This is a genomic window from Streptomyces sp. DSM 118878, assembly GCF_052936595.1.
Genome location: NZ_CP193622.1, coordinates 1,016,941 through 1,042,438, shown reverse-complemented (window position 1 = coordinate 1,042,438; position 25,498 = coordinate 1,016,941). Strand labels below are relative to the sequence as shown.

At 68.9% G+C, this 25,498-nt stretch carries 17 protein-coding genes and 3 pseudogenes; 7 read left to right on the top strand and 13 right to left on the bottom strand.

The features are described 5' to 3' along the window. Positions 1-59 precede the first annotated feature (59 nt). Positions 60-206 carry a hypothetical protein gene (locus ACRAKF_RS04260; protein ID WP_447042304.1) on the bottom strand — a complete coding sequence of 49 codons (147 nt, stop codon included), beginning with the start codon at positions 204-206 and terminating at the stop codon, positions 60-62. Between ACRAKF_RS04260 and ACRAKF_RS04255 the strand changes: the two are divergent. Continuing rightward, positions 145-1,364: pseudogene (locus ACRAKF_RS04255) on the top strand (Tat pathway signal protein). The gene ACRAKF_RS04260 and the pseudogene ACRAKF_RS04255 overlap by 62 nt on opposite strands. A 77-nt stretch (positions 1,365-1,441) precedes the next feature. After that, positions 1,442-1,924: an SAM-dependent methyltransferase gene (locus tag ACRAKF_RS04250; protein ID WP_447035452.1), complete on the top strand. Its 483-nt coding sequence runs from the start codon at positions 1,442-1,444 to the stop codon at positions 1,922-1,924. Positions 1,925-2,345: 421 nt separating this feature from the next. On the opposite strand, the gene exaC is transcribed toward ACRAKF_RS04250, so the two are convergent. Continuing rightward, positions 2,346-3,869, bottom strand: a complete 1,524-nt coding sequence (gene exaC, locus ACRAKF_RS04245) for an acetaldehyde dehydrogenase ExaC (protein WP_447035451.1) — start codon at positions 3,867-3,869, stop codon at positions 2,346-2,348. A 652-nt stretch (positions 3,870-4,521) separates the two neighbouring features. On the opposite strand from exaC, the gene ACRAKF_RS04240 reads away from it, so the two are divergent. Beyond that, positions 4,522-5,865: an MFS transporter gene (locus tag ACRAKF_RS04240; protein ID WP_447041801.1), complete on the top strand. Its 1,344-nt coding sequence runs from the start codon at positions 4,522-4,524 to the stop codon at positions 5,863-5,865. A gap of 344 nt (positions 5,866-6,209) precedes the next feature. Here the strand turns inward: ACRAKF_RS04240 and ACRAKF_RS04235 are convergent, their stop codons facing one another. Next, on the bottom strand, positions 6,210-7,130 hold the full coding sequence (locus ACRAKF_RS04235; RefSeq protein WP_447035450.1) for an SDR family oxidoreductase: 921 nt from the start codon (positions 7,128-7,130) through the stop codon (positions 6,210-6,212). Positions 7,131-7,235: 105 nt separating this feature from the next. Next, entirely contained in the window at positions 7,236-8,117 is an 882-nt protein-coding gene (locus ACRAKF_RS04230; protein ID WP_447035449.1) for an SDR family oxidoreductase, read from the bottom strand. A gap of 85 nt (positions 8,118-8,202) precedes the next feature. Here ACRAKF_RS04230 and ACRAKF_RS04225 point away from each other — a divergent pair, with 85 nt between their 5' ends. Further along, positions 8,203-8,781, top strand: a complete 579-nt coding sequence (locus ACRAKF_RS04225; protein WP_447035447.1) for a TetR/AcrR family transcriptional regulator — start codon at positions 8,203-8,205, stop codon at positions 8,779-8,781. Between the two features lie 1,340 nt (positions 8,782-10,121). Here ACRAKF_RS04225 and ACRAKF_RS04220 read toward each other — a convergent pair. After that, the gene (locus ACRAKF_RS04220) at positions 10,122-11,114 is read right to left on the bottom strand and encodes an aldo/keto reductase (protein ID WP_447035446.1); all 993 of its coding nucleotides are present in this window, start codon (positions 11,112-11,114) and stop codon (positions 10,122-10,124) included. 118 nt (positions 11,115-11,232) lie between these two features. Here ACRAKF_RS04220 and ACRAKF_RS04215 point away from each other — a divergent pair, with 118 nt between their 5' ends. Beyond that, positions 11,233-11,862: a TetR family transcriptional regulator gene (locus ACRAKF_RS04215; RefSeq protein ID WP_398659258.1), complete on the top strand. Its 630-nt coding sequence runs from the start codon at positions 11,233-11,235 to the stop codon at positions 11,860-11,862. Positions 11,863-12,153: 291 nt separating this feature from the next. Here ACRAKF_RS04215 and ACRAKF_RS04210 read toward each other — a convergent pair whose 3' ends face one another. From ACRAKF_RS04210 to ACRAKF_RS04180, 7 genes and pseudogenes are all read right to left on the bottom strand, one after another. Beyond that, the gene (locus ACRAKF_RS04210) at positions 12,154-13,416 is read right to left on the bottom strand and encodes a GAF domain-containing protein (protein WP_447035445.1); all 1,263 of its coding nucleotides are present in this window, start codon (positions 13,414-13,416) and stop codon (positions 12,154-12,156) included. Positions 13,417-13,578: 162 nt separating this feature from the next. Next, on the bottom strand, positions 13,579-14,178 hold the full coding sequence (locus ACRAKF_RS04205; protein WP_447035444.1) for an N-acetylmuramoyl-L-alanine amidase: 600 nt from the start codon (positions 14,176-14,178) through the stop codon (positions 13,579-13,581). Positions 14,179-14,596: 418 nt separating this feature from the next. Next, the gene (locus tag ACRAKF_RS04200; protein ID WP_447035443.1) at positions 14,597-15,616 is read right to left on the bottom strand and encodes an acetamidase/formamidase family protein; all 1,020 of its coding nucleotides are present in this window, start codon (positions 15,614-15,616) and stop codon (positions 14,597-14,599) included. Between the two features lie 415 nt (positions 15,617-16,031). Further along, a pseudogene (locus ACRAKF_RS04195) lies at positions 16,032-16,777 on the bottom strand (ROK family protein); the annotation flags it as partial. 62 nt (positions 16,778-16,839) lie between these two features. Continuing rightward, positions 16,840-18,291: pseudogene (gene xylB, locus ACRAKF_RS04190) on the bottom strand (xylulokinase). A gap of 459 nt (positions 18,292-18,750) precedes the next feature. Continuing rightward, positions 18,751-20,091, bottom strand: coding sequence for an SWIM zinc finger family protein (locus ACRAKF_RS04185; protein WP_447035442.1), 1,341 nt, complete (start codon positions 20,089-20,091; stop codon positions 18,751-18,753). Beyond that, a complete protein-coding gene (locus ACRAKF_RS04180) occupies positions 20,088-22,967 on the bottom strand; it encodes a DEAD/DEAH box helicase (RefSeq protein ID WP_447035441.1) in 2,880 nt (959 codons plus the stop codon). Before ACRAKF_RS04180 ends, ACRAKF_RS04185 begins: the two co-directional genes overlap by 4 nt. 247 nt (positions 22,968-23,214) lie before the next feature. Here ACRAKF_RS04180 and ACRAKF_RS04175 point away from each other — a divergent pair, with 247 nt between their 5' ends. Then, positions 23,215-24,267, top strand: a complete 1,053-nt coding sequence (locus ACRAKF_RS04175) for a fatty acid desaturase family protein (protein ID WP_447035440.1) — start codon at positions 23,215-23,217, stop codon at positions 24,265-24,267. A 128-nt stretch (positions 24,268-24,395) separates the two neighbouring features. Beyond that, positions 24,396-24,578, top strand: a complete 183-nt coding sequence (locus tag ACRAKF_RS04170; RefSeq protein ID WP_447035439.1) for a hypothetical protein — start codon at positions 24,396-24,398, stop codon at positions 24,576-24,578. A gap of 86 nt (positions 24,579-24,664) precedes the next feature. Here the strand turns inward: ACRAKF_RS04170 and ACRAKF_RS04165 are convergent, their stop codons facing one another. After that, positions 24,665-25,486, bottom strand: coding sequence for a hypothetical protein (locus tag ACRAKF_RS04165; RefSeq protein ID WP_447035438.1), 822 nt, complete (start codon positions 25,484-25,486; stop codon positions 24,665-24,667). Positions 25,487-25,498 lie beyond the last annotated feature (12 nt).

The window sequence follows — 25,498 nt, the reverse complement described above, 5'->3', positions numbered from 1 at the left end:
AGCTAAAGGGGTAGGTGGCCGGGCGTTGGATCGGTGAGAGGTGGGCGGGGCCCGCTGCGTCATGCGGCCCCCGCGAACACGGTGGTCGGGGAGTCGTCAGCCTGGCGAGCCGGGGCGAACCGGCGACGCACCGTCTCCAGGGCGATGGTGATCGGGGGCAGCCCGACGGTCGCCCTGCGCTGGTCCAGGGACTCCGGCGCGCGCAACGGGCACAGTGCAACCCCAGTTGCACCGACTACTAGTTGGGTCCCGAATGGTGTTTCTGACTGGAGCGTCGACCCTCTGACCGTGTTGGCCGAGCTGGGAAGCGACGATCTCGACATGCACCGACGCAAGTTGCTGGCGACCACCGCATACTCGGCCGCCGGGCTGGCCCTGCCCACCGCTCCTTGGTGGGCAGCCGCCCCAGCCACGGCGGCATCGCGCCCAGCAGTATCGTCCCGGCTGGTCACTCAGGCTGACATCGACGATGTCCGCAAACTGACAGCCTTCTACTTCGCGCGAGACCAGCAGCGCGGTGGAGCCTCGGGGCGCTCGGCCCTGGCCGGTCATCTTCGCGACGAAGCAGTGCCGCTCCTGAGCAGCAGGTTTCGAACGGAACGGCTCCGCCGCGACGCATACTCGGCTGTGGCGGAAATGACCTACCTCGCAGGCTGGATGGGGTTCGACGCTTCCGAACACCGCACCGTTCAGCGCTATCTCACCCTCGCCGCACGCATCGCGGCCGAAGCCGCAGACGGACCGCTGGGCGGCCACATCCTGCGCGCCCTCGCGCACCAAGCAGTCGACCTCGGGCACCCACACAGGGCGCTCGACCTGGCCGACGCCTCCATGGCCCGCACCCGCTACGGACAGGCCAGCGCGCGCGAGAAGGCCCTGCTCGCGATCGTTCACGCCCGAGCCCTGGCCGCCGACGGTGACCGCCCCGGCACCCTCGCTGCCATCAGCCGCGCGGAGCGGGACCTTGAGCGCGCCGACAACGAGGATGCCCCTAATCGAGTTTCTTCCAGGAAGCCTCCCTCGCCCACGAGACCGCCTGCGCTTTGCGAGACCTGGGCAACCCCCTCGACGCAGAACTGCACTTCCAGCGCAGCGTCGCCACCCGCCGTCGGCAGCAATACGCCCGCACTCACAGCGTGACCCTCGGCCACCTGGGCGCCGTCCAGGTCCAGCAGGGACATCTCGATGAAGCATGCGGCACCTGGGGACAAGCTCTCGACGCCATGGCCGGCGTTCAGTCCGGACGCGCCCGCGACGTCATCGTCCGCATGCAGAGCGACCTGTCGCCTGTCCGGCAACGCGGGGTTCGCCACGTCGCCGAATTGGACCGCCGGGCCCGGGAAATGCTGCGCGCCATAGGCTGACCACAGGGCAGGGCAGGGCAGCGGCTGCGGCCGACGGCTGCTGAACATGCGATTCCACGGGAGAGGAACGAGCGCCGATGGCGACGTACGAGGTTGAGTCGATTGCAACGGTGATCGGGGGCCACACCCGCGTCCAGGATGACTACCAGGGCGGGGTCGAATCGGTCATCCGGCTCAACGACGCGTACCCTCTCGAAACGCTGCAGGGCATCGAGGAGTTCTCCCATTTGACCGTGACGTGGCGCTTTCACCTGGCACAAGGTGAGGACGTGCAACTCCACGCCCGCAACCCCCGAGGCAACCCGCGGTGGCCGGCGACCGGAACCTTCGTTCATCGGAATCACCGGCGTCCCAACCAGTTGGCCGTCAGCTACCCGAAGCTGCTCAGCGTGGATGGCCGCGACCTTCTGGTGACGGATCTCGACGCGGTCGACGGGACGCCGGTCGTGGACCTGGCCCCGTACTTTCAGGAGATGGGGCCCCGAGGAGCCGTCCGGCAGCCGGCATGGCCGGGCGAGATGCTCGCAACCTACTGGCGTGACGCGTCGGAGCGCCCGTAGGCAGGCTTGCCGCCTTACCTCGCGCATCCGCACGGAGGCCGTCGCCAGCAGCGCGTTCGTGGGTGCGCTCGGCACGTCCGTCGTGTCCCCAGCAGCGGTGATCCGTCTGCGGAGTGGGCGCGCAGGGCCGGACAGAGCATCCAGGTCCTCTTCCGCTACTACGCCAAGTTCCTGGCCGAGGCACGGAACCACGCCAATAGCTTGATCGAGGAGTCGATGCGCCGATGGGAGGCGCCAGCGGATGACGAGGAGGGCGTCTTAGCGGGGCCTTGGCCCGGACATGCCCCGGAAGAGCTGGTCAGAGGTGGGATACCTGTGGGAGATATCGGGAGTAGGGGCGCATTTTGGCTCGCTGCCCAACTGCGGGCCTCGAAGGGCGCCTGAGGGGTGTCGTCCCTGGTCAGGCGCCCTTCTCCCGTGTCTAGAAGAAGCCGAGCTTCTTCGGCGAGTATGAGACCAGAAGGTTCTTGGTCTGCTGGTAGTGCTCCAGCATCATCTTGTGTGTTTCGCGTCCGATCCCGGACTGCTTGTATCCGCCGAACGCCGCGTGCGCGGGATACGCGTGGTAGCAGTTCGTCCAGACGCGGCCCGCCTGGATCGCCCGGCCCGCTCGGTACGCGGTATTCATGTCGCGCGTCCACACCCCTGCGCCCAGGCCGTAGAGCGTGTCGTTTGCGATCTTGATGGCGTCGTCGAAGTCGTTGAACGACGTGACCGAGACGACGGGACCGAAGATCTCCTCCTGGAAGATCCGCATGCGGTTGTCGCCCTCGAAGATGGTGGGCTGCACGTAGTAGCCGCCCGCCAACTCGCCGTCGTACTCGATCCGCTGCCCGCCCGTGAGGACCTTGGCGCCCTCCTGCTGGCCGATGTCCAGGTAGGAGAGGATCTTCTCCAACTGGTCGTTGGACGCCTGCGCGCCGATCATCGTGTCCGTGTCGAGCGGGTGCCCGGCCTTGATCTGCTCGGTCCTGGCGACCGCCGCCTCCATGAACTCGCTGTACTGCCCGCGCTGCACGAGCGCCCGCGAGGGACACGTGCAGACCTCGCCCTGGTTCAGGGCGAACATCGTGAAGCCCTCGAGCGCCTTGTCCCTGAAGTCGTCGTTCGCCGCCCACACGTCGTCGAAGAAGATGTTCGGCGACTTGCCGCCCAACTCCAACGTGACGGGCTTGATGTTCTCCGAGGCGTACTGCATGATCAACCGCCCCGTGGTCGTCTCCCCGGTGAACGCGACCTTGGCGACGCGCGGACTGGAGGCCAGCGGCTTGCCCGCCTCGACCCCGAACCCGTTGACGATGTTGATGACCCCCGGCGGCAGCAGATCGGCGACCAGACTCATCCAGTAGTGGATGGAAGCCGGTGTCTGCTCGGCGGGCTTGAGGACGACGACGTTCCCGGCGGCCAGCGCCGGCGCCAGCTTCCACGTCGCCATGAGGATCGGGAAGTTCCACGGGATGATCTGCGCGACGACGCCCAGCGGCTCATGGAAGTGGTACGCGATGGTGTCCTCGTCGACCTCGCTCAGCGTTCCCTCCTGCGCGCGGATGACCCCGGCGAAGTAGCGGAAGTGGTCGATCGCGAGCGGAATGTCGGCTGCCAGCGTTTCGCGGACCGGCTTGCCGTTCTCCCAGCTCTCAGCGACCGCGAGCTGTTCGAGATTGGCCTCCATCCGGTCGGCGATCTTGCGCAGGACGTCCGAACGCTCGGTCGTGGAGGCCCGCCCCCAGGCCGGCGCCGCCGCGTGTGCAGCGTCGAGAGCACGCTCGACGTCCTCGGCGGTACCCCGGGCGATCTCGGTGAACGGCTGCCCGTTGACCGGACTCGGGTTCTCGAAGTACTGGCCGCGCGCGGGCACCACGTACTCGCCGCCGATGAAGTGGTCATAGCGGGACTGGTAGGAGACGATCGCACCGTCGGTACCGGGCGCTGCGTAACGGGTCATCTTGACTTGCCTCCCGAGGAACGCCGCCCGCTGTCGGGCAGCTCGCGCTGGGAGGCTAAGGGCGCGGAGGTTGCGCCTACGTTGCAGTGCGCGCCCGGTGCGTGGCCGACAGTCAGCAGGGCCGGGCAGCGGGCATCCCTGTCCTGTTGAGGCCGGTACTGCCCGGTCGGGACCGGCTCGGCTTGCGGAGCCCAGCTCTTCTTGGCGGAGTTCCGGCACGCAGCCTGTTGTGCACCTGGCGGTGGGAGTTCAGGCGCACGAGGCCTGGGGTGCACGAGGTCTGGGGTGCTGCGCGCGAGGTCTGGGGTGCATGAGGCCTGGTCCGACAGCCCTTAGCACCGGCCAGAGCTGACTGACGGGCAGGGCTGTCGGGAGACAGGACGGATCACTCGGTTGTCGGCTCCGGTAGCATCGGTGACATGTCTGCTGCTTCGTGTGCGGCTTGTGCCGCAGTGACGAGGACGCTCCGCTAGCGGCGGGGCGTTCGTCTCACTTCTGTTGAACGCGTCGTCGCTTCGTGGTCGAACCGAAGCGGCACGTTGGTGCTGCTCGGAACTTCTTCTGAGCAACGGAGCACTTGGTGATTTCAGGCATCCTCTCTGCGTACCGGGACGAAGCGTCTCCAGTGCGTGCACGGCTGGTGCTGTGCTGCATGGCCCTGCTGCAGTTCTTCATCGCGGTCGACGTGACCGTGGTCAATGTCGCCCTGCCCTCGATCGGCGCCGACTTCGGCGTCGACAGTCATGCGCTGACCTGGGCGGTGGTCGGGTACACGATTACCGGCGGCGGGCTGCTGATGCTCGGCGGTCGGCTGGGCGACGTGCTCGGCAGGCGCCGCGTCCTGCTTCTCGGCACCACTCTCTTCGGTGCCGCTTCTCTGTTGGCCGGCCTCGCGCCCTCGTTCGCCCTGCTGGTCACGGCCCGGCTGTTGCAGGGGGTCGGTGAGGCGATCGCTCTTCCTGCCGCGATGTCGGTGATCGTGCTCATGTTCCCTGAAGGGCCGCGAAGGTCAAAGGCGTTGGGCGTGTGGGCTGCCGTCGCGAGCTGTGGCCTTGTCCTCGGATTCGTGCTCTCCGGGTTCCTCACCGAAATGCTCGGCTGGCGGTGGATCTTCCTGGTGTCCGTGCCGTTCATCCTGGTCGTACTCGTGGCAGCGGTCTGCCTCGTGCCGGGTGAGCGTCCCGCTGGAGCGCGATCGTTGGACCATCCCGGCTCATTTCTGCTGGTCGCGGCTCCGTTGCTCTTCACCCTCGGCGTCGTCGAGGCAGGCGAGGGAAACAACACGCGGCCATGGCTTCCGCCGATGGCTCTGGCCGGCGCGGCAGCGGCCGGGGCCTTGTTCATCAGGGTCGAACGCCGCTCACCCAATCCGCTCGTGCCACTGAGTTTCTTCCACCACCGCCCCCGGGTCTTGGCCAACCTCGCCACCGCTTTGGTGAGCGCGGCACTGTCCACCTCGTTCCTGCTGTTCACCTACTACCTTCAGGACCGGTTGGGAGCCAGTCCGCTCCAGGCCGGACTGACGATGCTGCCCTTGGCGGTGTCTCTGATCGCGGCCTCGGTGCTGGTTCCCCGATTGCTCGTACGGTGGGGCGCCCGGGCCTGCGTCCTGGCCGGGATCTGCTGCACCGCGCTGGCGATGGCCGCCATCGCCCTGGTCTCCCACTACGGGGCCACCGGTCTGGCGATGATTCCGGCCATGCTGTTCATCGCCGCCGGGATGGGTCTCGGGATCGTGGGGCTGCAGTACATCGGGGTGACCGGCGTGACCGAAGACGACGCCGGCATCGCCTCCGGTGTCCAGCGAGCCGCCGACCAACTGGGCGGCTCCACCGGGATCACGCTCTACGTCGGCATCGGGTTCGCTCCCGCCTTGGACGGCACCGACCCCTTCCTCGCCAGCAGCTTCCTGGCCATCGCCGGACTCGCCGTAGCCGGGTTCGTCACCTGGCGGATCTCCATGCCCGCCGCGGCGGCAGAGGAATCGTTCGGCTGACCTCGGACAGGGCTGCGCCCGTCCGGCCGGATGCCGGACGGGCGCAGCCCTGGACAACAGACCCGCGATCGCCAGCCGCCCAACAGAAGGCCCCGTGCCCGTGCCAGCCTGCCCTCCTTCATCACCGAACCCCTGGGGGACCAGTTCCACATGCTGATCCCGCGCCGACGGATCACTCACTCGGCGGGACGAGTGGATCGCCGGACGGGTGCATTGTGAAAGCCCGCGGAAACGTGGATCGCGGGAAATGTGACCAAGCGGTTGATGCTGGTCTAAAAGGGAAACAAGTCGGCTATGCGCCTTGCGGGTTGTTGAGCGGTCTTTGTAGGGCTGTTGGGGGTCTGTTACCGCTCGATGTCGTGAGGTTGCAGGCCTGGCCGAGAGCCGTGGAAGTCGTCGGCGTGGTCGACGGCCCATTGGGCGTACGTGTGCGCCGGCGCGCCGGTGATTTTTTCGACGATGGCGGAGGTCAGGGCCGGGACACCATTGGCGGCGGCCCACTGACTCACGATCGCCTCGGCCACGACCGGATGCATTGTTCTGCCGACTTCCGCGCGAGCCTGCTTGTCGGAGATGTGTTCAATCCGGATGGGGTGGTCGATGGCCTGGCCGATGTACTCCACCTGGCGTTGCAGCGTCAGGGACTCGGCCCCGTAGATGGTGTAGGTCTGGTGCGAGTGGCCCGGTTCGGTCAGGGCGGTGACCGCAAGTGCCGCGATGTCCTTCTCGTGTACTGGTGCCGACTGTGCGAGCGGATAGGGAAGACGGACAACGTTGTCGGTACGGATTGATTCGGCCCACCAAGTGCGAGTGTTGGTGGCGAATGTCCCTGGCCTGAGGAACGTCCAGTCCATACCGGACCGTTGGATGGCCTGCTCGATCGTGCGGTTCAGGAGGGGGACCGGGTGGTCGGCATCGGGGTCCAGGACCGACACCGACGAAAGCAGAACCACCTGCCGGATCCCCGCGGCTGCGGCCGTCGCGGCGACCTTCTCGATGTCGTAGGGCTTCTGGGGGTTGAGCATTCCGTAGAGAAACACCTTGTCGGCACCGTCGAGCACCGCGGGCAGCGTCTCGGGACGCTCCAGGTCGGCGACGACAGCTTCCAGCCCGGGCGTCCGGCCTGCGACGCCAGCTTCCAACCCTGTTGTCCGGCCTGTGGCTGCGGTTCTGCTGACTGCTCTGACGTGTTCGCCGGCGGCCAGCAGGCCGTCAGCCACGTGTCGGCCCACGTTTCCGCGAGCGCCGAAGACAACTACCACCATGACGGGATCTCCTATTGTTTGTAGGTATGAAGTGCCGCTGAATGGGCGTATCCAGTGAAAACCCGCTGTCGACCCCGGTATGTCGACAGGGCGGGACGGTTGCCATTAGGGCTGGATGTTCTCCAGGTCCTCCAGAAGGCGCGGGTGCTTCGGCTCCCAGCCGAGGGCCTGCCGGGTGTGGGCGCTGGACGAGGGCTGGTCGGCCGCGAAGATCGGGCCGAGAGGGCCGTAGGTTTCCGGCGGCACCGACTCGACTGGCAGGCCCAGCCGTCGGCCGATGACCGCAGCGATGTCACGCACCCTGTCTCCCTCATCGTCCACGGCGTGCCAAGCGGTACCGGCTTCCGGCTGCTCCAGGGCGAGCCGGAAGAGGACTGCCGCGTCGAGCGCGTGCACGGCCGGCCAACGCTGTGCGCCGTCGCCCAGGTAGCCGGACACTCCGGTCTGGCGTGCGATATCGGTCAGCAAACCGGCGAACCCGCCGGTGCCCTGGTTGTGGACCGTGCGCGGCAAGCGGACGGCCGTGCTCCGGACCCCGCGCGAGGCCAAGCCCAGGACCGCCGTGACCGCGCGACCGCGACCACCGACCGGCCCGTCGGTCGACACCGGGTCGGCCTCGGTGGAGACGCGGCCCCTCACATGGGGCGTACCCGAGGCGGTGACGAAGGGGCGGTCGCTGCCGACGAGTTCCTCGCCGAGGGCCGCGAGGGCGGCACTCTCCTCAGTGACCGCCTTTGCCAGGGCGTCGGGGCTGCTGAAGTCGTTGCTGAATGCCAGGTGGATCACCCCGTCGGACTGAGCGACGCCGGCTCGAAGGATGTCCAGATCGGTGAGACCTCCCCGGAGCGGCTCGGCGCCGGCCGCCTCGGCGGCCAGTGCGGACGCGTCGGAGCGGGCTAAGGCGAGGACGGTGTGGTCGTTGGCGAGCAGTTCGGCAACGACGGCGGAACCGATCAGACCGGTGCCACCGGTGACAAAAACGCGCATGGAACTCTCCCGGAAGTGATGGGACTTTTGTCCCGTCACTCTAGCAGGGTGATGGGACAAGAGTCCCGTCACGTATGATGGGGCCATGAGTAGGTGGGAACCAGGGGCGCGCGAACGCCTCGTCGTGGCTGCCGTCGACCTGTTCACCGAGCAGGGGTACGACGCCACGACGGTCGCGCAGATCGCCGAGCGTGCCGGGGTCACCAAAAGCACCTTCTTCCGGCACTTCCCCGATAAGCGCGAGCTGCTGGTGGCCGGACAGGAGACGCTGAGCCGGCTGCTGACCGAGGGGGTCGCCGAGGCGCCCGCTAACGCCAGCCCGCTCGAGGCGGTCGCCGCCGGCCTTGAGCGCGCCTCGAGCGCGATGGGCCCCGCCAATCGAGAACTCGCCCCTCGCCTGAAGGCGGCCGTTGCCGCCAGCGCCGAACTGCAAGAGCGTGACGCCCTCAAGAGCGTCAGCCTCGCGGCCGCGGTGACAACCGCCCTGGTCGCCCGCGGTGTGCCCGATCCGACTGCGGCTCTCGCGGGTGAGCTGGGCCTCCTCGCCTTCAAGCGGGGGTTCGCCGAATGGTCCGAGGGTGACCGTGATGCCAAGGACGAGCTCGCCGGGTACGTCCTGGCGGCCCTGGACGAGCTGCGTGCGGCGAGCGCATTGCTGGGCTGATCGGACAAAACCTCACCCGCTCATCGGCTGCTTGCGCATCGACCTGGCACTCGTCACCGCGGCCAAGATCTACGGAAGGTGACTTGCCGTCACCCTGCTGACCTCCTCCCCGCTGCCTCAGACTCAGAGGGTCGGTATGGGGGGTGATACTCGTATTGCCTTGTCGGCTGGGGTAGGGGGGCTGGTCTGGGGGCCGCCGGGCGGCTATGGCCGCGGCTGGGCGAACAATCCCTGCTTGGTTTTGTCCATACTCGGTTTCGTCCCTGCTCGGTTTCGACCAGGATGCCGCGCTCGGTCAGCCGCTTGAGTTTCAGGCGGGTGTTGTTGATGTTGTTGGGCGCGATCTCCGTGTCCATCGCCTCACACACCTGCCGTGCCCGCAGCGGAGCGTCAGCCGCAGCGAACACCGCCATGATCTGCTGGTAGGCCGGACGGTCTGGCAGCTTCGTGGCCGTCCGAGTCCGAGTCCGAGTCGGAGTCGGAGTCGGAGTGGGCGGATCGGGCAGCGCGATCAGAGTTTTACGGGTGATCCGGTGCTCCTCGGCTCCACGGTCGAACTCCTCAAGCTGCGCCGATAGTTCCTCGATGCGTCCCCGGGGCGCTTCGGCCTGCCCGGCGATCTCACGCTCCCGCTCCTCCAGGTGTGCCGGAACTCCCCAGGGTGAACTCGCCGTCGCTCATGCGCCACGCCAGGTGGGGGTGGAGACCGCGGTCAGTATCCGGGCCATCGGGTCGCATATGGCCCAGTACACCCTCGACTCGGCCGAAGTGAGCCGTGCCCGCAGTCACGTACGAGCCTGCGGTGCAGCATCATGAACCCGTTCACCTGCTCCACCACCCACCTCTTCGGCTGCGCGGAACGAACCCGCTGGCTGCTGGGTTGTGCTCCACGACTTCGATGTCGATACCCGCCCTCTGGCCGTGGTCGGTGACGCCTTGCCGGAGGTGTCGGCGGGCGCCCCGGCGGCCGCGTGCAGGCTCTGGGTGTCGAGCACCGAGCACCACCAGGCTGGGTCGGCCGCAGCCGGTGCGGGACTGGCAGAGCAGGGCGTTGACGACCTCCCGCATCTCGTAGTTGCCCCGGTGGCCGCTGACGGAGGGAGGCTGGGCCTTCCAGGAGGCGATGACGGGCTCCATCAGGGCCCATCACTCGTCGGACAAGTCGGAACCCCGCCGGTTCTTCCGTCAGTGGTTGACCCTGAGGATGACCAGGATGAGCGGGGCGCACTGTGGCTGGTGCGCGCGTCGGCGTGTCCTCCCGGTCATAGCCACGCCCAGGAGGACATGCTGCCGCTGCTCGCCGTCGTTTGCCCGGGACCGTCGAACTGGAGTACGGGCTGTCAGTCGGTGCGGAAGCCGGCCATCAACGAGGCCGGGTAGCGGCTGCCTGCGGAGCCCTGGGGGAGGACTACCCGGATACGGGCCAGGTCGGCGTCGGTGAGTTCTACGTCGGTGGCGCCGACGTTCTCCTCCAGGCGTGTGGCGCTGCGGGTGCCCGGGATCGGGACGACGTCCTCACCCTGGGCGAGCAGCCATGCAAGGGCGAGCTGGGCGGGGGTGATGCCCTTGGCGGCGGCGAGCTTTCGGAGCTGCTCGGCGGCGTTCAGGTTGTAGGCGTAGTTCTCGCCCTGCCAGCGCTCGTCCCAGCGGCGCATGTCGTCCTCGGGATACTCGGCGGCGGGCTTGACCACACCGGAGAGGAAGCCGCGGCCGAGTGGCGAGTACGGCACCAGGCCGATTCCTAGCTCTCGCAGGACCGGAAGGATCGCGTCCTCTACTTCGCGTTCGAAGATCGAGTACTCGTACTGAAGGGCTGTGACCTGGGTGACGGCGTGGGCGCGGCGGATGTACTGGGGGCCGACGTTACTCAGGCCGAAGTGCTGCACCTTACCTTCGGTGATCAGGTCACCGACAGTGCCTGCGACCTCCTCGGCCGGTACGTCGGGGTCGGAGATGTGCTGGTAGAAGAGGTCGATGCGGTCGGTCTGGAGGTAGCGGAGGCTGTTCTCGGCGACCTTGCGGATGTTCTCGGGGCGGCTGTTGACGCCGCTCCCCGGCGTCTCGCTGGCCATGTCGAAGCCGAACTTGGTGGCCAGGACGACCTCGTCGCGGAAGTTCTTGACTGCGTTGCCGAGCAGCATCTCGTTGCTGCCGGTGCCTTGGCCGTACATCTCGGCGGTGTCGAAGAAGTCGACTCCGAGTTCGTGGGCGCGGTGAATGGTGGAGGTGCCGTCCTCGTCGTTCGAGGGGCCGTAGGCCATGGACATCCCCATCACGCCCAGTCCGAGCGCGGAGACGCGCAGTCCCCGCTGTCCCAGGGTGCGGTGCTGCATGAGATCGCTCCTCGTGTCATGTCGGCAGTCGGCAACCAAACCGAACTGTTTGGTTTGAGCCTACGCCTGTCCGGAGTGCTGCGCAAAACCGAACGGTTCGGTCGCCTATCCTGGACTCATGTCTCGCTCCACCAGTCCTGGCCAGACCTCGGACGCCGCCATCGCGGGCGAGTCCGCCGACTCCACGCGCCAGCGGATCGTCGCCGCAGCCAAGGAGGAGTTCGCCCGGCACGGAATCGCCGGCGCCCGCGTGGACCGCATCGCCAAGCAGGCCAGGACGAGCAAGGAACGTGTCTACGCCTACTTCCGCAGCAAGGAAGCCCTTTACGCGCACGTCGCCGAACGCGAGACGACCGCACTCGTCGAGGCGACTCAGCTGGATCCGGCCGACCTGCCCGGTTACGCCGGCATCCTCTTCGACCACTTCGCGGCACGCCCTGACCACTACCGTCTGATCACGTGGGGCCGCCTGGAGCTGGCCGAGTCCGCAGGCAACACCACCAGCCGCCTCCAGGCCACGATCGCCGGCAAGCTCGACAAACTTCGCGACGCTCAGCGCACCGGGCTGCTCGACCCGGTCTGGGACCCGGTCGACATCCTCGCCCTGATCAACCAGATCGCCATGACCTGGGCAGGGCAGCCCGAAATCGCCGCCGCTGCCGCAGACCAGGCCGTGGACCCCTCCATCACCGCCCGCCGCGCCGCACTGGTGACTGCCGTCGAGCGCATGTTCCCTCGCCCGGACTGAGGCCAACGCCCAAACCGTTGGGGTTGAGGCACACCTCTTCAACCCCCGAAGGACTTCCGGAGCCAACCACTTAGGCAGCGGAACTTCCGACGGCTGCGCGCTCGCCCACGCCAACCGGCATGATTCGCCACTGCTACGCCCGCCTTGGAGCGCTTGGAGCGCTTGGAGCGCTTGGAGCGCTTTGGATTCGGTTTGGCGTAAACACTGCTGGGCGCGGATGAGCCCGGCCTGCCGGAACAACCCCGGCGGCGGGAGGCACCCGTCCGGTTGGGCCAGCCCCGTCCGGTTGGGTCAGCCCCGTCCGGCCGAGGCCAGCTCGGCGTCCAAGGCGCTCAGGCGGGACAGGACCGGCGGCGTTGGGCGCAGCACCGCCAGAGCCCGCCACACGTCCAGGTCGTCCTCGCCCCACGGCGTGCGGACCCAGTCCGCCAGTAGATCTGGGTCATTGCGGTCGACGAGCGCGGCCCGCAACTGCTCGGCGAGCCTGCGCCGCAGCCTGACCAGCGCCGGCGCCTGCGACTGCGGGAGCAGCGGCCCGGCATACGCGGCCGCCGCCGCCGTCACCGCACCTGCCCCCAGGCGACGCTCGACCGTGTCGACATCACACTCGACGGGCACCGCCAGCCGGTACGGACGTGACCGCAGCAGGTCCGCCCCGAGTACCCGCCGCAGCCGCGCCATCTCAGCCCGCAGCGTCACCTGAGGCACCGACTCGTCCTCGTACAGCGCGTACAACAGTTCGTCCGCGCTCAGCCCCTCCGGGTGACGGGCAAGCAGTACGACGATTTCGCTGTGCCTACGGCTGAGCCGCACCTTGCGCCCACCGGCCAGGAGCAGCGCCTCGTCCCGCCCCAGCGCGGTCAACTCCAGGGCGGTCCCGGCACGCGCTGGCGGGGAGAGCAAAGCGAGCTGCGACTCCGCGGCCCTGGCGACCGCCTGCACGAAGGCGAGGCTGTGCGGGTGGGCCAGACCGTCACCTCCAGTGATGTCGACCGCTCCGATCAGCCGCCCGGTCCGCGGATCGTGCACCGGAGCCGCCGCGCACGTCCACGGCTGCACTGTCCGCATGAAGTGCTCCGCGGCGAATACCTGCACCGGCCGCCCCACGGCCACCGCCGTACCCGGCGCGTTGGTCCCCACGTCCCCCTCCGCCCACCGCGCACCCGGTACGAAATTCATCCGTCCCGCCTGCCGCCGCGTCACTGAGTGCCCCTCGACCCACAGCAGCCTGCCCTGGGCATCGCAGACGGCCAGCAGATGTTCCCCGTCCGTCGCGAAGGTTCCCATCAACTCGCGGAACAGCGGCATCACCCTCGCCAACGGATGCTCGGCCCGGTACGCGCCGAGGTCCCCGTCCGTGAGCTCCACCGCCGCACCCGCGCCCTCCGGACTGACCCGGGCCCTCGCTGACCTGCGCCACGAGTCGGCCACGACTGAACGCACCGGTCGGATCACCGTCCCGCCGGCGGTGAACCTCTCGTGCGCCTGACGCAGCACACGCACCCGCTCGACGGGGTCGGCGCCCGGTGCCAAGGCCACCCATGGATCGGTCAAAGCGGCCTCCCGGGACGGCGATGCGATGGTGCCATCGTCGCCCCGGGGATCGGGAGCCGACAAGCGTGCCGCATGGAACAGATCTCGCAGGCTCCCGACACGCCGCGGCCAGACCGCCTCAGACGGAGTTCAGGACCGCCTCAGACGGAGTTCAAGATTGCCTCAGACGGAGTTGACCAGACGGATGTAGCGCGACCAGTCCCAGTTTGGTCCGGGGTCCGTATGGTCCGAACCGGGAACTTGATGGTGTCCGATGATGTGTTCGCGGTCTCTGGGGATGCCGTATGTGGCACAGATAGCGGCGGTCAGAGCGGCTGACCGCTCGTACATGGCGTTGGTGAAGTACTCCGGTTTGTCGACCCACCCTTCGTGCTCGATGCCGATACTGCGTGTGTTGTAGGACCAGTTGCCCGCATGCCACCCGACATTGCGGTTGCGGACACATTGGGCGATGCGACCGTCCTTGGAGCGCACCACGTAGTGAGCCGAGACCCGCTTCGCCGGGTTCTGAAAGATGGCGAGTGTGTCCGCGTACGTCTCCTGGGTGACGTGGATGATCACGTAGTCGATGGCGTACGTGCTGGGGCGGTTGGCGACGGTGTAGTTGGAGGTGCTGGCCGGCACCCATACGGCCCCCGGATAGTCAACCGCTTGGGCTCCGGCGATCGCGCGGGAGGGGGACATGAGCGCCGTCGGCACGGCAGCGGCGACCGCGCCCTGAAGCAGCCGACGCCGGCTCGGGAATCGTCTTGCTCGATCCATGACTGAACTGCCTCTCGATGGGGGGAAGGAACGGCTGAACTGCGCTGCTCTGGAGAGGGCTGCTCGACTCACTGTCGCGAGGTACTCGAGACCCCGAGGACCCCCGGAACTCGAGGACCCGAGGATCCGAGGACCTCGAGAAACCCGTGACCCGTGGGGGCTGCTTGCGACGGCTGCGGGGGCCGGGTAGGCCACGTAGACCGCTTGCGCTTGCCCGTGATGACCGTAAGCCGTGCGGGCCGTCGGCCCGTGAAGGCCACCGGCTCGTGTTGTGTAGGGGAACCTCCTCTCTCAGCGCTGGTCGGGGCGGTGGCCCGCTTGATGAGAATGTGGTGGGGACATGGTGAGAACGTGGGGCGGTCGGCCGGTCTCGGAGGGGCTGCGCGGTGGCCGACGCTCGCGCTCCCTGGACGTCGGCTCAGATGCCGCGGGGGAGCGAGGCGCCGATCTCGCGCAGGTGCGCATGCAGGCCTCGATGTGTCTCTCGCACCGGCAGCCATTCCTTGCGGATCTTGGCCACGCACGTGTAGTTGGTGTCGCAGACGTTGGCGAGCGGCGACTCCACCGTCTGCGTCGCGAACTGATAGGCATCCAGCTCGCCGAAGCCGTAGTCACGCACCAGCCACTGCACCAAGTCGAGTTGCGATATGCGGAACGCGTCCTCCAGAGGGCGTGCGGACCCGGTGGAAATGATGTGCGTGTCGGACTCCAGGCGCGGCCAAGGAGTGGCCACCCCCTTCAGAAGCTCGACGATCACCATCGTGTTCATGGCGCACTCGACGGCGACCCCGCATGTTTCCCCCTCGCCTTGCCGCGCGTGCCCGTCCCCCAGGCTCAACAGGGCTCCCTCGACATTCACGCCCAGGTAGCACGTCACCCCGACCCGCATCTCGGGCGTGTCCATGTTTCCGCCGTGAGCGTCCGGCACCAGAGCTGACCGCACCTCCAGGTTGGCCGGGGCGACACCGACTGTGCCGTGCATGGGGTCCATGGGCAGATCCTTCTCGAAATCACCGTCACGCGCGGTGAACCGAGCGGTGCGCCGATCCCGGTCGAGCTGCCAGATCCATACGGCCTCGGGCAGGGGCGGCTGGAGCGAGGCGGTGGAGTGCGTGGACGTAAGGGCGCCGAACAGCGGAACCGTCGTGGAGGCCGCCCAGTCGCGGGCCGGCTCGATGGAAACGAAGTGCACTGCGACGGTGTCACCGGGCTCCGCGCCCTCCACATAAAAGGGGCCCGTCTGCGGATTGAGGAACGGAAACTCGCAGACCTCGGAGACCAGGTCCTTCTCCGACCGCACGTTTCCGGCGAAGCAGTCCTCCGTGAACAGGTCGAGGACGGTGCCCGGAGAGACGCGCGCCATGGGCGGTGCACCACCGAACGTCCAGGCGTACTCGCCCGGTGTGGGCCGCACGGTCAGAATCCTGGGGTCGCTCATGGCTGCACTGCTCCACTCTGGCCGGATGGGCCGTCGGACAATCGGGGACCGGTACGGGAGCGCCGCGTGCGGAACGGCGGGGTGATGCTCCGGGACAGGACTCCACGCGGTCCGACGGCGCCACGGCACAGCGCTGGACTGGTCTCTCGCGACATGTGAATCCCCCGATCCGCGGGGGCGCCCTTGCCGCAAGTGCGGTGGCGCCTCGCGTGAATCACGTTACGACGCTGGCTGGTTGGGGCGGAAGGGCGGAGCTCGCATCTGTGCATGGCAGCGTGATTGTGGATATCTCGGCCACTCGTACGGGGGGGCGGGGACAGGGGGACGGGGGTACGGGAGCGCCGGGGGTACGGGAGTACGGGGGCGCGCGGCGGTTATGGTGCCCGTATCAGCCTCAGCAGAGGTGCCTGCGCGCTCAACCGCTTCTCGCGCCCGCCCTCCACCGGGTCGTCCTGCACGCCCGCGCCACCGAGTGGGCCGCGCCCAGCGGCTGCCCGTCCAGCCCCAGCGCGGATGCCATCACCCGGCAGGCCCGCCCCGCGTCGTCCAGCGAACTCCTGTTCCAGCGAGGGCAGGAGCCATGGCGCGAGGCCGGACAGCGCTCCACCGAGCACCACGGCTCGGAGGTTCAGAAGATTGACGGCGCCCGTGAGCGCGATACCCAACGCCGTGCCCGCGTCGCCCAGCGCCCGCCGTACCTGCTCGTCACCCGCGTCGGCGCGTTCCGTGAGCAGCCCGACCCGGTCCTCCCGTTCCTCCAGGCCCACGGCCCGCAGTACCGCTTCCTGGCCCGCGTACTGCTCCAGACAGCCTCACCCGCCACAAGGGCAAGCATGGCCTTCCGGTCATATCGGCACATGGGCCCAGCTCAAAGCTCACCCGCGAACCCGCACGTCCCGCGCAGCAGTCGGCCGTCGACCACCAGCGCGGCGCCCACGCCGATCTCCGCCGAGACATGCAGGAACTCCTCCGGTGTCTCCTCGCCGAGCCACAGCTCTGCCAGGGCGCGCCGAAGTTCGCTTCGTTGCCGACGGTCAGCGGTAGATCGACGGTCAGCGGTAGCTCGATGGTCAGCGGTAGCTCGATGGTCAGCGGTAGCTCGACGGGTAGGAGCGGGGCGAGGTCGATGTCGTGCCAGCCGAGGTTGGGCGCGCGTACCAATGGCGCACCGGCACCACCCCGACGGTCTTCCTGCAGCGGTGCGGTCATGCCTCGGTCGACTCTCACTCCCCGTTGGGCGCCCTGTCCAAGAGCGGCGTCGCGTCGGAGAGCACCCCGGAGATCCGGGACAGCGTCTCTTCATCCCGTTCCACGGGGTCGAGCACCGGCCCCTCGGCGGTGCCCCACCGCCGGGCGATGGCCGCCGGATCCTCGCCGGTCAGTACGCCCGCCGCCTGCGCCGCGGCGCCGAGAGCGACCAGCTCCTGAGCTTGGGGAACCTGCACGGGGCGCCCGGAGAGACGCCCTACGGTGTGCTGTCACGCCGCTCCTCGCGCGCCGCCGCCGATCAGCAGCAGCGGGGTCGACCTGTCGGCGTCCGTATCGAGGACCAGATCGAGCGCACCGAGCAGCGAGTGCACGGCCCCGTCGTACGCGGCCTGCAGCAACTGGCCCGGCGTCGTGTCGTGCCGCAGCCCATGCAGCAGCCCGGAGGCGCGCGGCAGGTCAGGGGTACGCTCTCCGTCCAGATATGGCAGGAGTGTGGCGGTTCCGCCCGGAGTGACCTCCTCACGGTCCAGGCTCAGCAGGGCGGCCACCCGGTCGACGGCGAGTGTGCAGTTGAGCGTGCAGGCCAGCGGCAGCCAGTCGCCTCGCGCGTCGGCGAAGCCCGCGACGGTACCGGTCGAGTCCGTGGGGCGGCGCTCGGACACCGCGTACACGGTGCCCGAGGTGCCGAGGCTCAGCACCGGAGTGCCGGGACGCAGCCCGAGTCCGATGGCGGCCGCCGCGTTGTCGCCGGTGCCGGGAGCGACCAGCGTGCCCTTGGTGAAGGGGAGTTCGCCGCCCCGTACGGTTCCTACGACCTCTCCGGGGCGGGCCACGCGCGGGAGCAACGCTGGATCAAGGCCCACCATGCCGAGGATTTCCTCGTCGTACGTCTCCGGACCCGACGCCCACCAGCCTGTGCCGGAGACGTCGCCGCGGTCGGTCGTGCCGAGCCCCGTGAGGCGTTCCGTGAGGTAGTCGTGGGGGAGGCGCACGGCGGTCGTGGCGCGGACTGCCGCCGGTTCGTGCTCGACGAGCCAGGCCCACTTCGCCACGGTGAAAGAGGGCCCCGGCACGCTTCCGACACGGTCCGCCCACACCTTGGGGCCGCCGAGTCGCTCAAGGAGGCTCCTGGCCTGCGGGGCGGAACGTACGTCGTTCCACAGCAGGGCCGGCCGGACCGGAGCGCCGTCGCGGCCGAGCGTTACAAGACCGTGCTGCTGGCCGCCGACCGACACGGCGGCCGCCTCCCGCGCGGCGGAGCCGCACTGATGAAGAGCCACGCACAGCGCGTCCCACCACTCCCGGGGGTCGCTCTCGCGACCCTCGCCCGTGCTGACCCGGTGCGGGGCCTGGCCGCTCGCCACGATGTGGCCGGTGGCCGCATCGACGACCAGGGCCTTGGTGGACTGCGTGGACACGTCCACGCCGACGACGAGAGGCCCTTGGACCGATGGCGCTGATGACATGCCGGTCTCCGTTCTTGCGGCTCTTTCCGGTACTACCCCGGAGTTTCCTCCATGACCTTCCCAGTGGGGCCCTCGGACGCCCACCGTCGGTCACGCGGAGCCCGACCGCTGCCACCTGCCTGAGCCGGACGCGCCGACGCCGCCTCCCCGGAGGGGCAAGAGGCGGCGTCGGCATGCACTGGTCCGATCAGTGCGTGTGCGGCACAGTGTCCCTGATCATCCCCCTTCAGCCAGGCCGCGCTGGCAGAGCTGATGTATTCGCTGTCCCCATGGCGAACCCGAGTGGCTCGTGCTGCCAGGCCTCCCTGATCCGAACGTGCTCTACGGTCGACGATGACGTGGCCGCACTCAATCGCTGAGGAGGGGGAGTGTGCGTGCCGGTGTTCCCGGCGCGCGGCCGGCGGAACGGAACGCGCCGGTGGGCGCCGCCGGGAGCGCCTTGCGGCTCAGCCCTCCGCCTTACTCGCCATACTCTCTGCCGCTTGCCGCCGCCAGGGCTGTCGCGGGATCGTGGGCCGCGGGCCCTGCCGGGGTCCATCGGCCGCGTTCTTTTCGGTAGGGCCACCAGCGACCGTCACGGCCATGACGCAACTGTGCGTCCGAGCCGACCACGGTCCAGTGGTTGTGCGCGGCCCGCAGAGGCGGCCGCTCGTCCTCGTCCCAGGCCGCGTCCAGTGCGGCACGCGCGCGTGCCAGCGCCTCGCCCCCCGGTGTCCACTCCTCTTCCAGTACGTGCAGGGCGGCCCGGCCGCCCAACCGCCAGGCTCGCACGGCGAGCGCGAGACCCTCGCGACCGCGTGCGGACACCGCCGCGAGCCGGTCTTTGACTTCGGTATGCGGCTCAGCGGCGGCCAGTCGCACGGCATCCTCCTCCGCGGTCAACTCGGCCTCCACGGTGTGCCGCTCATGGCCGGGGGCCAGTGCCTCGGCCAGCAGCCGATGTGCCTCCACTGCCGCCTGCGCCGCCAAGAACTCGATCGCCGCCACGTCGAGGCCCGCGCCCGGCTCCGCCTCCGTGTCGAGCGTCGGCGGCAGGCCGGGCCCGGAGGGCAGTTCGGGCAGAGCCGGCAGCGGAGGCAGGATGTCCCCCTCCGCGTACGCCTCAGCGGCGCTGACGCCCTCCTGGACGGCATCCTGGGATGCCGCACCGCGCTGTGGCGCGTCGGGGATGCGCGCGACGCTGCGTACCTGGAGCTCGTCGAGGAGTTCGCGCTCCCCGCGCCCCCGCATCAGCAGGAGGACGAACGGGTCCTGGTCGAGCAGACGCGCCACCTGGTAACACAGGGCGGACGTGTGCCCGCAGTGGTCCCACGCCTCGCAGTCGCACTCGGGCTCCAGATCGCCGATCCCCGGCAGCAGGTCGACACCGGCCGCCGCGGAGTCCTCCACCAAGTGTGGCGGCATGTCCCGGTCCAGGAGTGCCGCGATGTGCCCGGCCCGCTCGATGGCCATCTCCGTGAAGCGGTCCCACTCCTCCGCGCTGAGCTGTTGGAGCAGCACATCGGAGCGGTGCGGTGTGCCGTCGGCGTCCTTGACGACCGCCGTGATCCGGCCGGGCCGCACGGAGACCGCGCCCACGGCGCCCGCACGCGCGAGCTTGCGCCCCGCTTTGAGCTGGGCGTTGTCGAGCGCTGTGTCCTCGAGCGCCTTCAGCCATGCCTGCCCCCACCAGCTCTGCGCGAAGCCCCGCCCGTGTGCGGGCGGCAAGGCCGCGAACGTGCGCTCATGGGAGGGCCCGCCCACGCGCGGGTCATCGTTTTCGGTCTCGTACGTGTCCGAGTCGTCATGGATGTCACTCATCGCGTGTCCCCTCGCAGCTCCACCAGGTCCGACAGTTCGGCATCGGTCAGCTCGGTGAGGGCGGCCTCGCCCGCACCGAGGACGGAGTCCGCCAACTCACGCTTGCGCAGCAGCATCGCGGCGATGCGGTCCTCGATCGTGCCCTCCGCGATCAGCCGGTGCACCTGCACCGGCTGTGTCTGCCCGATGCGGTACGCGCGGTCGGTGGCCTGTGCCTCGACGGCGGGGTTCCACCAGCGGTCGTAGTGCACGACGTGCTCGGCATGCGTCAGGTTCAACCCGGTTCCGGCCGCCTTCAGGGACAGGAGGAAGACCGGCACCTCGCCGTCCTGGAAGCGCTGCACCATCGCCTCGCGCTGTGCGACCGGCGTCCCGCCGTGCAGGAACTGCGACGGGACACCGCGGTCCGCGAGGTGCCGCTCGATGAGCCGCGCCATCTGGACGTACTGCGTGAAGATGAGCACGCCGGCTTCCTCGGCGAGGATCGTGTCGAGCAACTCGTCGAGCAGTTCCAGCTTGCCGGAGCGGCCCGCGATACGCGGCTCGTCCTCCTTGAGGTACTGCGCGGGGTGGTTGCAGATCTGCTTGAGCGCGGTGAAGAGCTTGACGATCAGTCCGCGCCGCGCGAACCCGTCGGCTCCCGAGATCTCCGCCAGAGTCTCGCGGACGACTGCTTCGTAGAGGCCCGTTTGCTCCTGGCTCAGGGATACGGCCCGATCGGTCTCCGTCTTCGGCGGCAGCTCCGGAGCGATCCCCGGGTCCGACTTGCGTCGACGCAGCAGGAACGGGCGTACGAGCTGACCCAGCCGCTCGGCCGCGCCGGGGTTCGAGCCGCCTTCCACGGCCTGGGCGTAGCGCGTACGGAAGGTGCCGAGCCTGCCCAGCAGTCCGGGAGTGGTCCAGTCCAGGATGGCCCACAGTTCGGAAAGGTTGTTTTCCACCGGCGTACCGGTGAGCGCCACACGCGCGCGTGCCTTGATGGTCCGCAGCTGCTTGGCCGTCGCCGAGTACGGATTCTTCACGTGCTGGGCCTCGTCGGCGACCACCATGCCCCAGGGTGTCTGGCCCAGCTTCTCCGCGTCGAGCCGCATCGTGCCGTAGGTGGTGAGCACGAACTCGCCGTCGGTCAGACCCTCCAGGCTGCGCTGGGCGCCGTGGAACCGTCGTACGCGTGTGCCGGGCGCGAATTTGTCGATCTCGCGCTGCCAGTTGCCCATCAACGACGTCGGGCAGACCACCAGTGTCGGGCCCGCGGATTCCTTCTGTGCCTGGCGGTGCAGATGCAGTGAGATCAGCGTGATGGTCTTCCCCAGACCCATGTCATCAGCGAGGCAGCCACCGAGGCCGAGCGAAGTCATCCGTGCGAGCCAGTTCAGACCACGCAGTTGGTAGTCGCGCAGGTCCGCGGCGAGAGCCTCGGGTTGCCCGACCGGCTGCATGGCCTCCGGCTCCGCGAGGCGCTCGCGCAAGGTGGCGAGCCACCCCGTAGGCTCCACGTCGACGTGTCGGCCCTCTACCTCGGTCGTGCCCGTGAGGGCGGCACTGAGGGCGTCGATCGGGGTGACCTTACGGTCCCGTCGGTTGCGTGCGCGGCGCACCTCTTCGGGGTCGATGAGCACCCACTGGTCACGCAGGCGCACTACAGGACGGTTCGCCTCGGCGAGCCGTTCGAGCTCCTCGCGGGTCAGCTCCTGGCCGCCCAGCGCGAAGCGCCAGTTGAAGGCGAGCAGTGCGTCGGCGGAGAGGAACGAGGGTGCGTCCGTGACCAGTCTGTCGGGGTTCCTTCCGGTGCCGTCCTGTCCGTCGTCCGGCGGGCCGATGACGGCTCGTGCGGTCAGGCTGCGCGCCAGCTCCTTGGGCCAGTGCACTTCGACGCCCGCCACCGCGAGCATGCGTGCCCCCTCGCCCAGCAGCTCGGTGACCTCTTCGTCGGCGAGCTCGATCGCGTCAGGCACGGTGGCCGAGAGCAGTGGGGCGAGCGGCGGCCACGCGCGCGTGGCGCGGCGCAGTGCGAGGAGCGCGTCCATCTTCGAGCGCGCCCCGAAGGCCTGTTCCGAGGCCCCGCTCCCGGTCCACACCTCGGCGGCGTCCGCGACGAGCGAGGGATCACTGACGCTGTGCAGTTGCAGCACCGCGCGGAAGGGCAGCCGAGTGCCGTCGTCGGCAACGGAGGCAAGACCCGGGATCTCTACCCGCAACGAGATCCGGACCCCCGCGTCGTGCCCGGCGGCGACATCTGTCGCCCAAGCCCGCTGCTCGGGAGCGCGCTGCGGCTTCCGTCCCGCGAACACGGGCCCACCGGCAGCCAGGGCCGCGGCGGGGGAGCGCGGCAGCGTGTCCGCCACGGCATCGAGGAACTGCCGCAGCAGACGCTCCGGCTCTGGCAGCCGCAGTGGCGCGTCACCGCCCAACGGCAGGGCGTGGGCCGCCGGTTGCATCGCCGCGGCCAGTTCACGCAGTCGCCGCACGTCCTCGGCTCCCAGGGGCCCGGCACGCCAGGCGTCGTGATCACTGCTGGTGAGTCCCGGCAGAAGCAGGCCACGGGCGGCGAGTTGCAGGGCGAGCACTCCGGCCGTACCCCAGAAGCGGGCCGTCGGATGGGCCTCCGATGAGGCACGCGCGCGTGTGAGGACCGGCAGCGCGTCACGTACGGAGAGGAGAAGCGCGGGTGCAACGACGAGTTCGACGCCATCGTCGCCTCGGACGGCGATGTCCACGTCCTCCGTGGTGCCTACGGAGGACGAAGGCGGCTCGTTGCCGTCCGGGCTCCAGAAGGCCACCCGACCGCCGCGTGCGGGGTCGGCGGGTGCGAAGAGGACGGAACAGCGCGACAGTTCTGAGATCTCGGATGGGGAGACGACGGGGAGCCTCTGCACAGGGATGGCGCATTCCTCAAATTTGACTACTGAGACCGGAGCGGCTGAGAGTACATGACGGTTGGGGGTGTGCGGAAGTGACTCATGGGTGATCCCGATCACGTCGGCGTGTGGTGGAGCCATCCCCCCATTGCGGCGGTGCTGACCCCCGCCCGGACCCGGGTGGTGGCGCCATGGCCGCTCCTGGACACCGGTCCGTACGCTTCAACGCGTCAGACCCTCGATACGGAGACCGGAGACCCAATTCATGCCCCAGGCCGCAGCAGTAGCGGAACGCTCCCCAGGACCCCCAGGCAGGCAGCCCGCCGGAAGCGACTTCGCGCCCCTCCTGCGTACCGCCAAGGAGCAAGGCCTTCTGGATCGCCGCATCGGCTGGTACGCGCGCACCATCGCGATCAACGCCATCGCGCTCACGGCCATAGGCGTCGCGATGTACTTTCTGGGTGACTCTTGGTGGGTACTGCTCCTCGCCCCCATGCTGTCCGTCCTGTGCGCCCGCACGGCGTTCATAGGGCATGACGCCGGGCACTCACAGATCACGGGCAAGCGATCCGTCAGCCGCGCCATCGGTCTCATACACGGCAACCTCTTGCTCGGGATGAGCTCATCCTGGTGGAACGACAAACACAACAGGCACCACGCCAACCCCAACCACATCGAGAAGGACCCCGACGTCGCCGCCAACATCCTCGTGTGGACGAGCAAGCAGGCCAAGGTCCGTGAGGGCTTCCGTCGTTGGCTCACCCGCAACCAGGCCTGGCTCTTCTTCCCGCTGACCCTCCTCCAGGGCGTCGCCATGAAGATCTACGGCTTCCAGGACCTGCGCCGCCAGCCGCCGCGTGAGCGCTTGGTGGAAGGCCTCCTCCTCGTCGTCCACTTGGTGGGCTATGTCGCGCTGTTGATCACTGCCATGCCGGTCGGTCACGCCCTGGCGTTCGCCGCCGTGCACCAGGCACTGTTCGGCCTGCACCTCGGTCTTGCCTTTGCCCCGAACCACAAGGGCATGGAGATGCCGGATCCGGACGGCGAACGCTTGGGTCACCTGCACCGCCAAGTGCTGACTTCACGCAACATCCGCGGCAATCCGGTCATCGACTGGTTCCTCGGTGGACTGAACCACCAGATCGAGCACCACCTGTTTCCGAGCATGCCCCGTCCTCACCTGCGGCTCGCCAAACCGGCCGTGCGGGCCCACTGTGCCGCCGTGGGCATTCCCTACGCGGAGGCCCGGTTCGTCGACTCCTACCGGCAGGTGCTGCGCCACATGTACGAGGTCGGTGAACCCCTGCGGGCCGAGTAGACGGGCAGTTCGGGAACCAGTAGGGGCAGGACTCAGGGATGTCTCAGGGTCGCGGTGCGGAACTGAGTCGGTGCCGACGCCGTTTTCCCAGACAGAGAGCGGCAGCAGCCGCGAAGGAGGCGACGCACATGTCGAAGAACGCGAAGATCGCCGTTGGTGGCGTGGCGGCCGGGATCATCCTGATGATCTGGCTGCCGTGGTGGGCCGCACTTCTGATCATGCTCGGGATCCCCGCGGCCGCTTATCTGACGCTCGATTCCGGGCAGCGGCGCAGGCTGCGTCGTGTCACACGCAAGGAGATAGGCCACTGAGGCTTCTTGGGCTGTGAGCCGTGAGCCGGCGCCCGCTTCGCTCGCGGGGCGCCGGTGCCGATTGTCCGAGGAAGTGGCGGCCCAGCTCACGAAGGGCGGACCGCCAGCTTGTCGAGGGCTTCCAGGAGAGCGGGAAGTTCCGGCCCGCGGCCAACCGGCAGCACTTCACCGGGTTCCTCGTCCAGCAGGACGAACGCGATGTCGTCGGTCCGCGCGACCATGGACCAACCGGGCCCGTCTGCGCGCAGAGTGCGGGCGTCCCCTGAGGCGAAGGAGGAGCGGACCCGCCCCAGAGGCGGTGGGGAATCCACGTACGCACGGGCTTCCCTCAGCACGCGTCGGACGCCGGTCAGCGGTGCCTCGTCCGGGTGGCTGGAAGGCTCCGGCAAACCGCCCGTTGCGAAGTCGGCCTCGTCGATCTGTTCCCGCCAGGCCGCCCACTGCAGCGCTATCTCGTCGGCGCCCAGCCGCCGTTGAGCCGGTCCCCAGGTGTCGGACGGTGGCGGCGCGAGCGGCTTTCCGTCGTCGGCCTCCGGGTTCGGTTCCGGATCGTGCGGTGCCGGGACGCCCGGGGCCGCGACGGCGACCGCGAGGGGCCAGCCGGGCAGTGCGGTGACCACGGTGCGTTCGTCGGGGGACAGGTCGTACTCCATGCCGCAGTCCCAGGACGCGATCGCCACGGCCACCAGGGAGACGTCGTCGATGACGACCGTCCACCGTGCTCCGCCGCCGTCCTGGCCCAGGACCAGCCCGTATCCCGCGGCGAGCGGCGCGAGGCCGAGCGCCGCGCACGCCTCGGGATAGTCGTCGCCCAGCACGCTGGGAAACTTCGCGGGTGTCAGCAGTACCGCGGTCAGCACGTACAGCGCGTCGTCATCGGCGTCGACGGCCTCATCCGTCCCGGCCATGCCTGCCTCCCC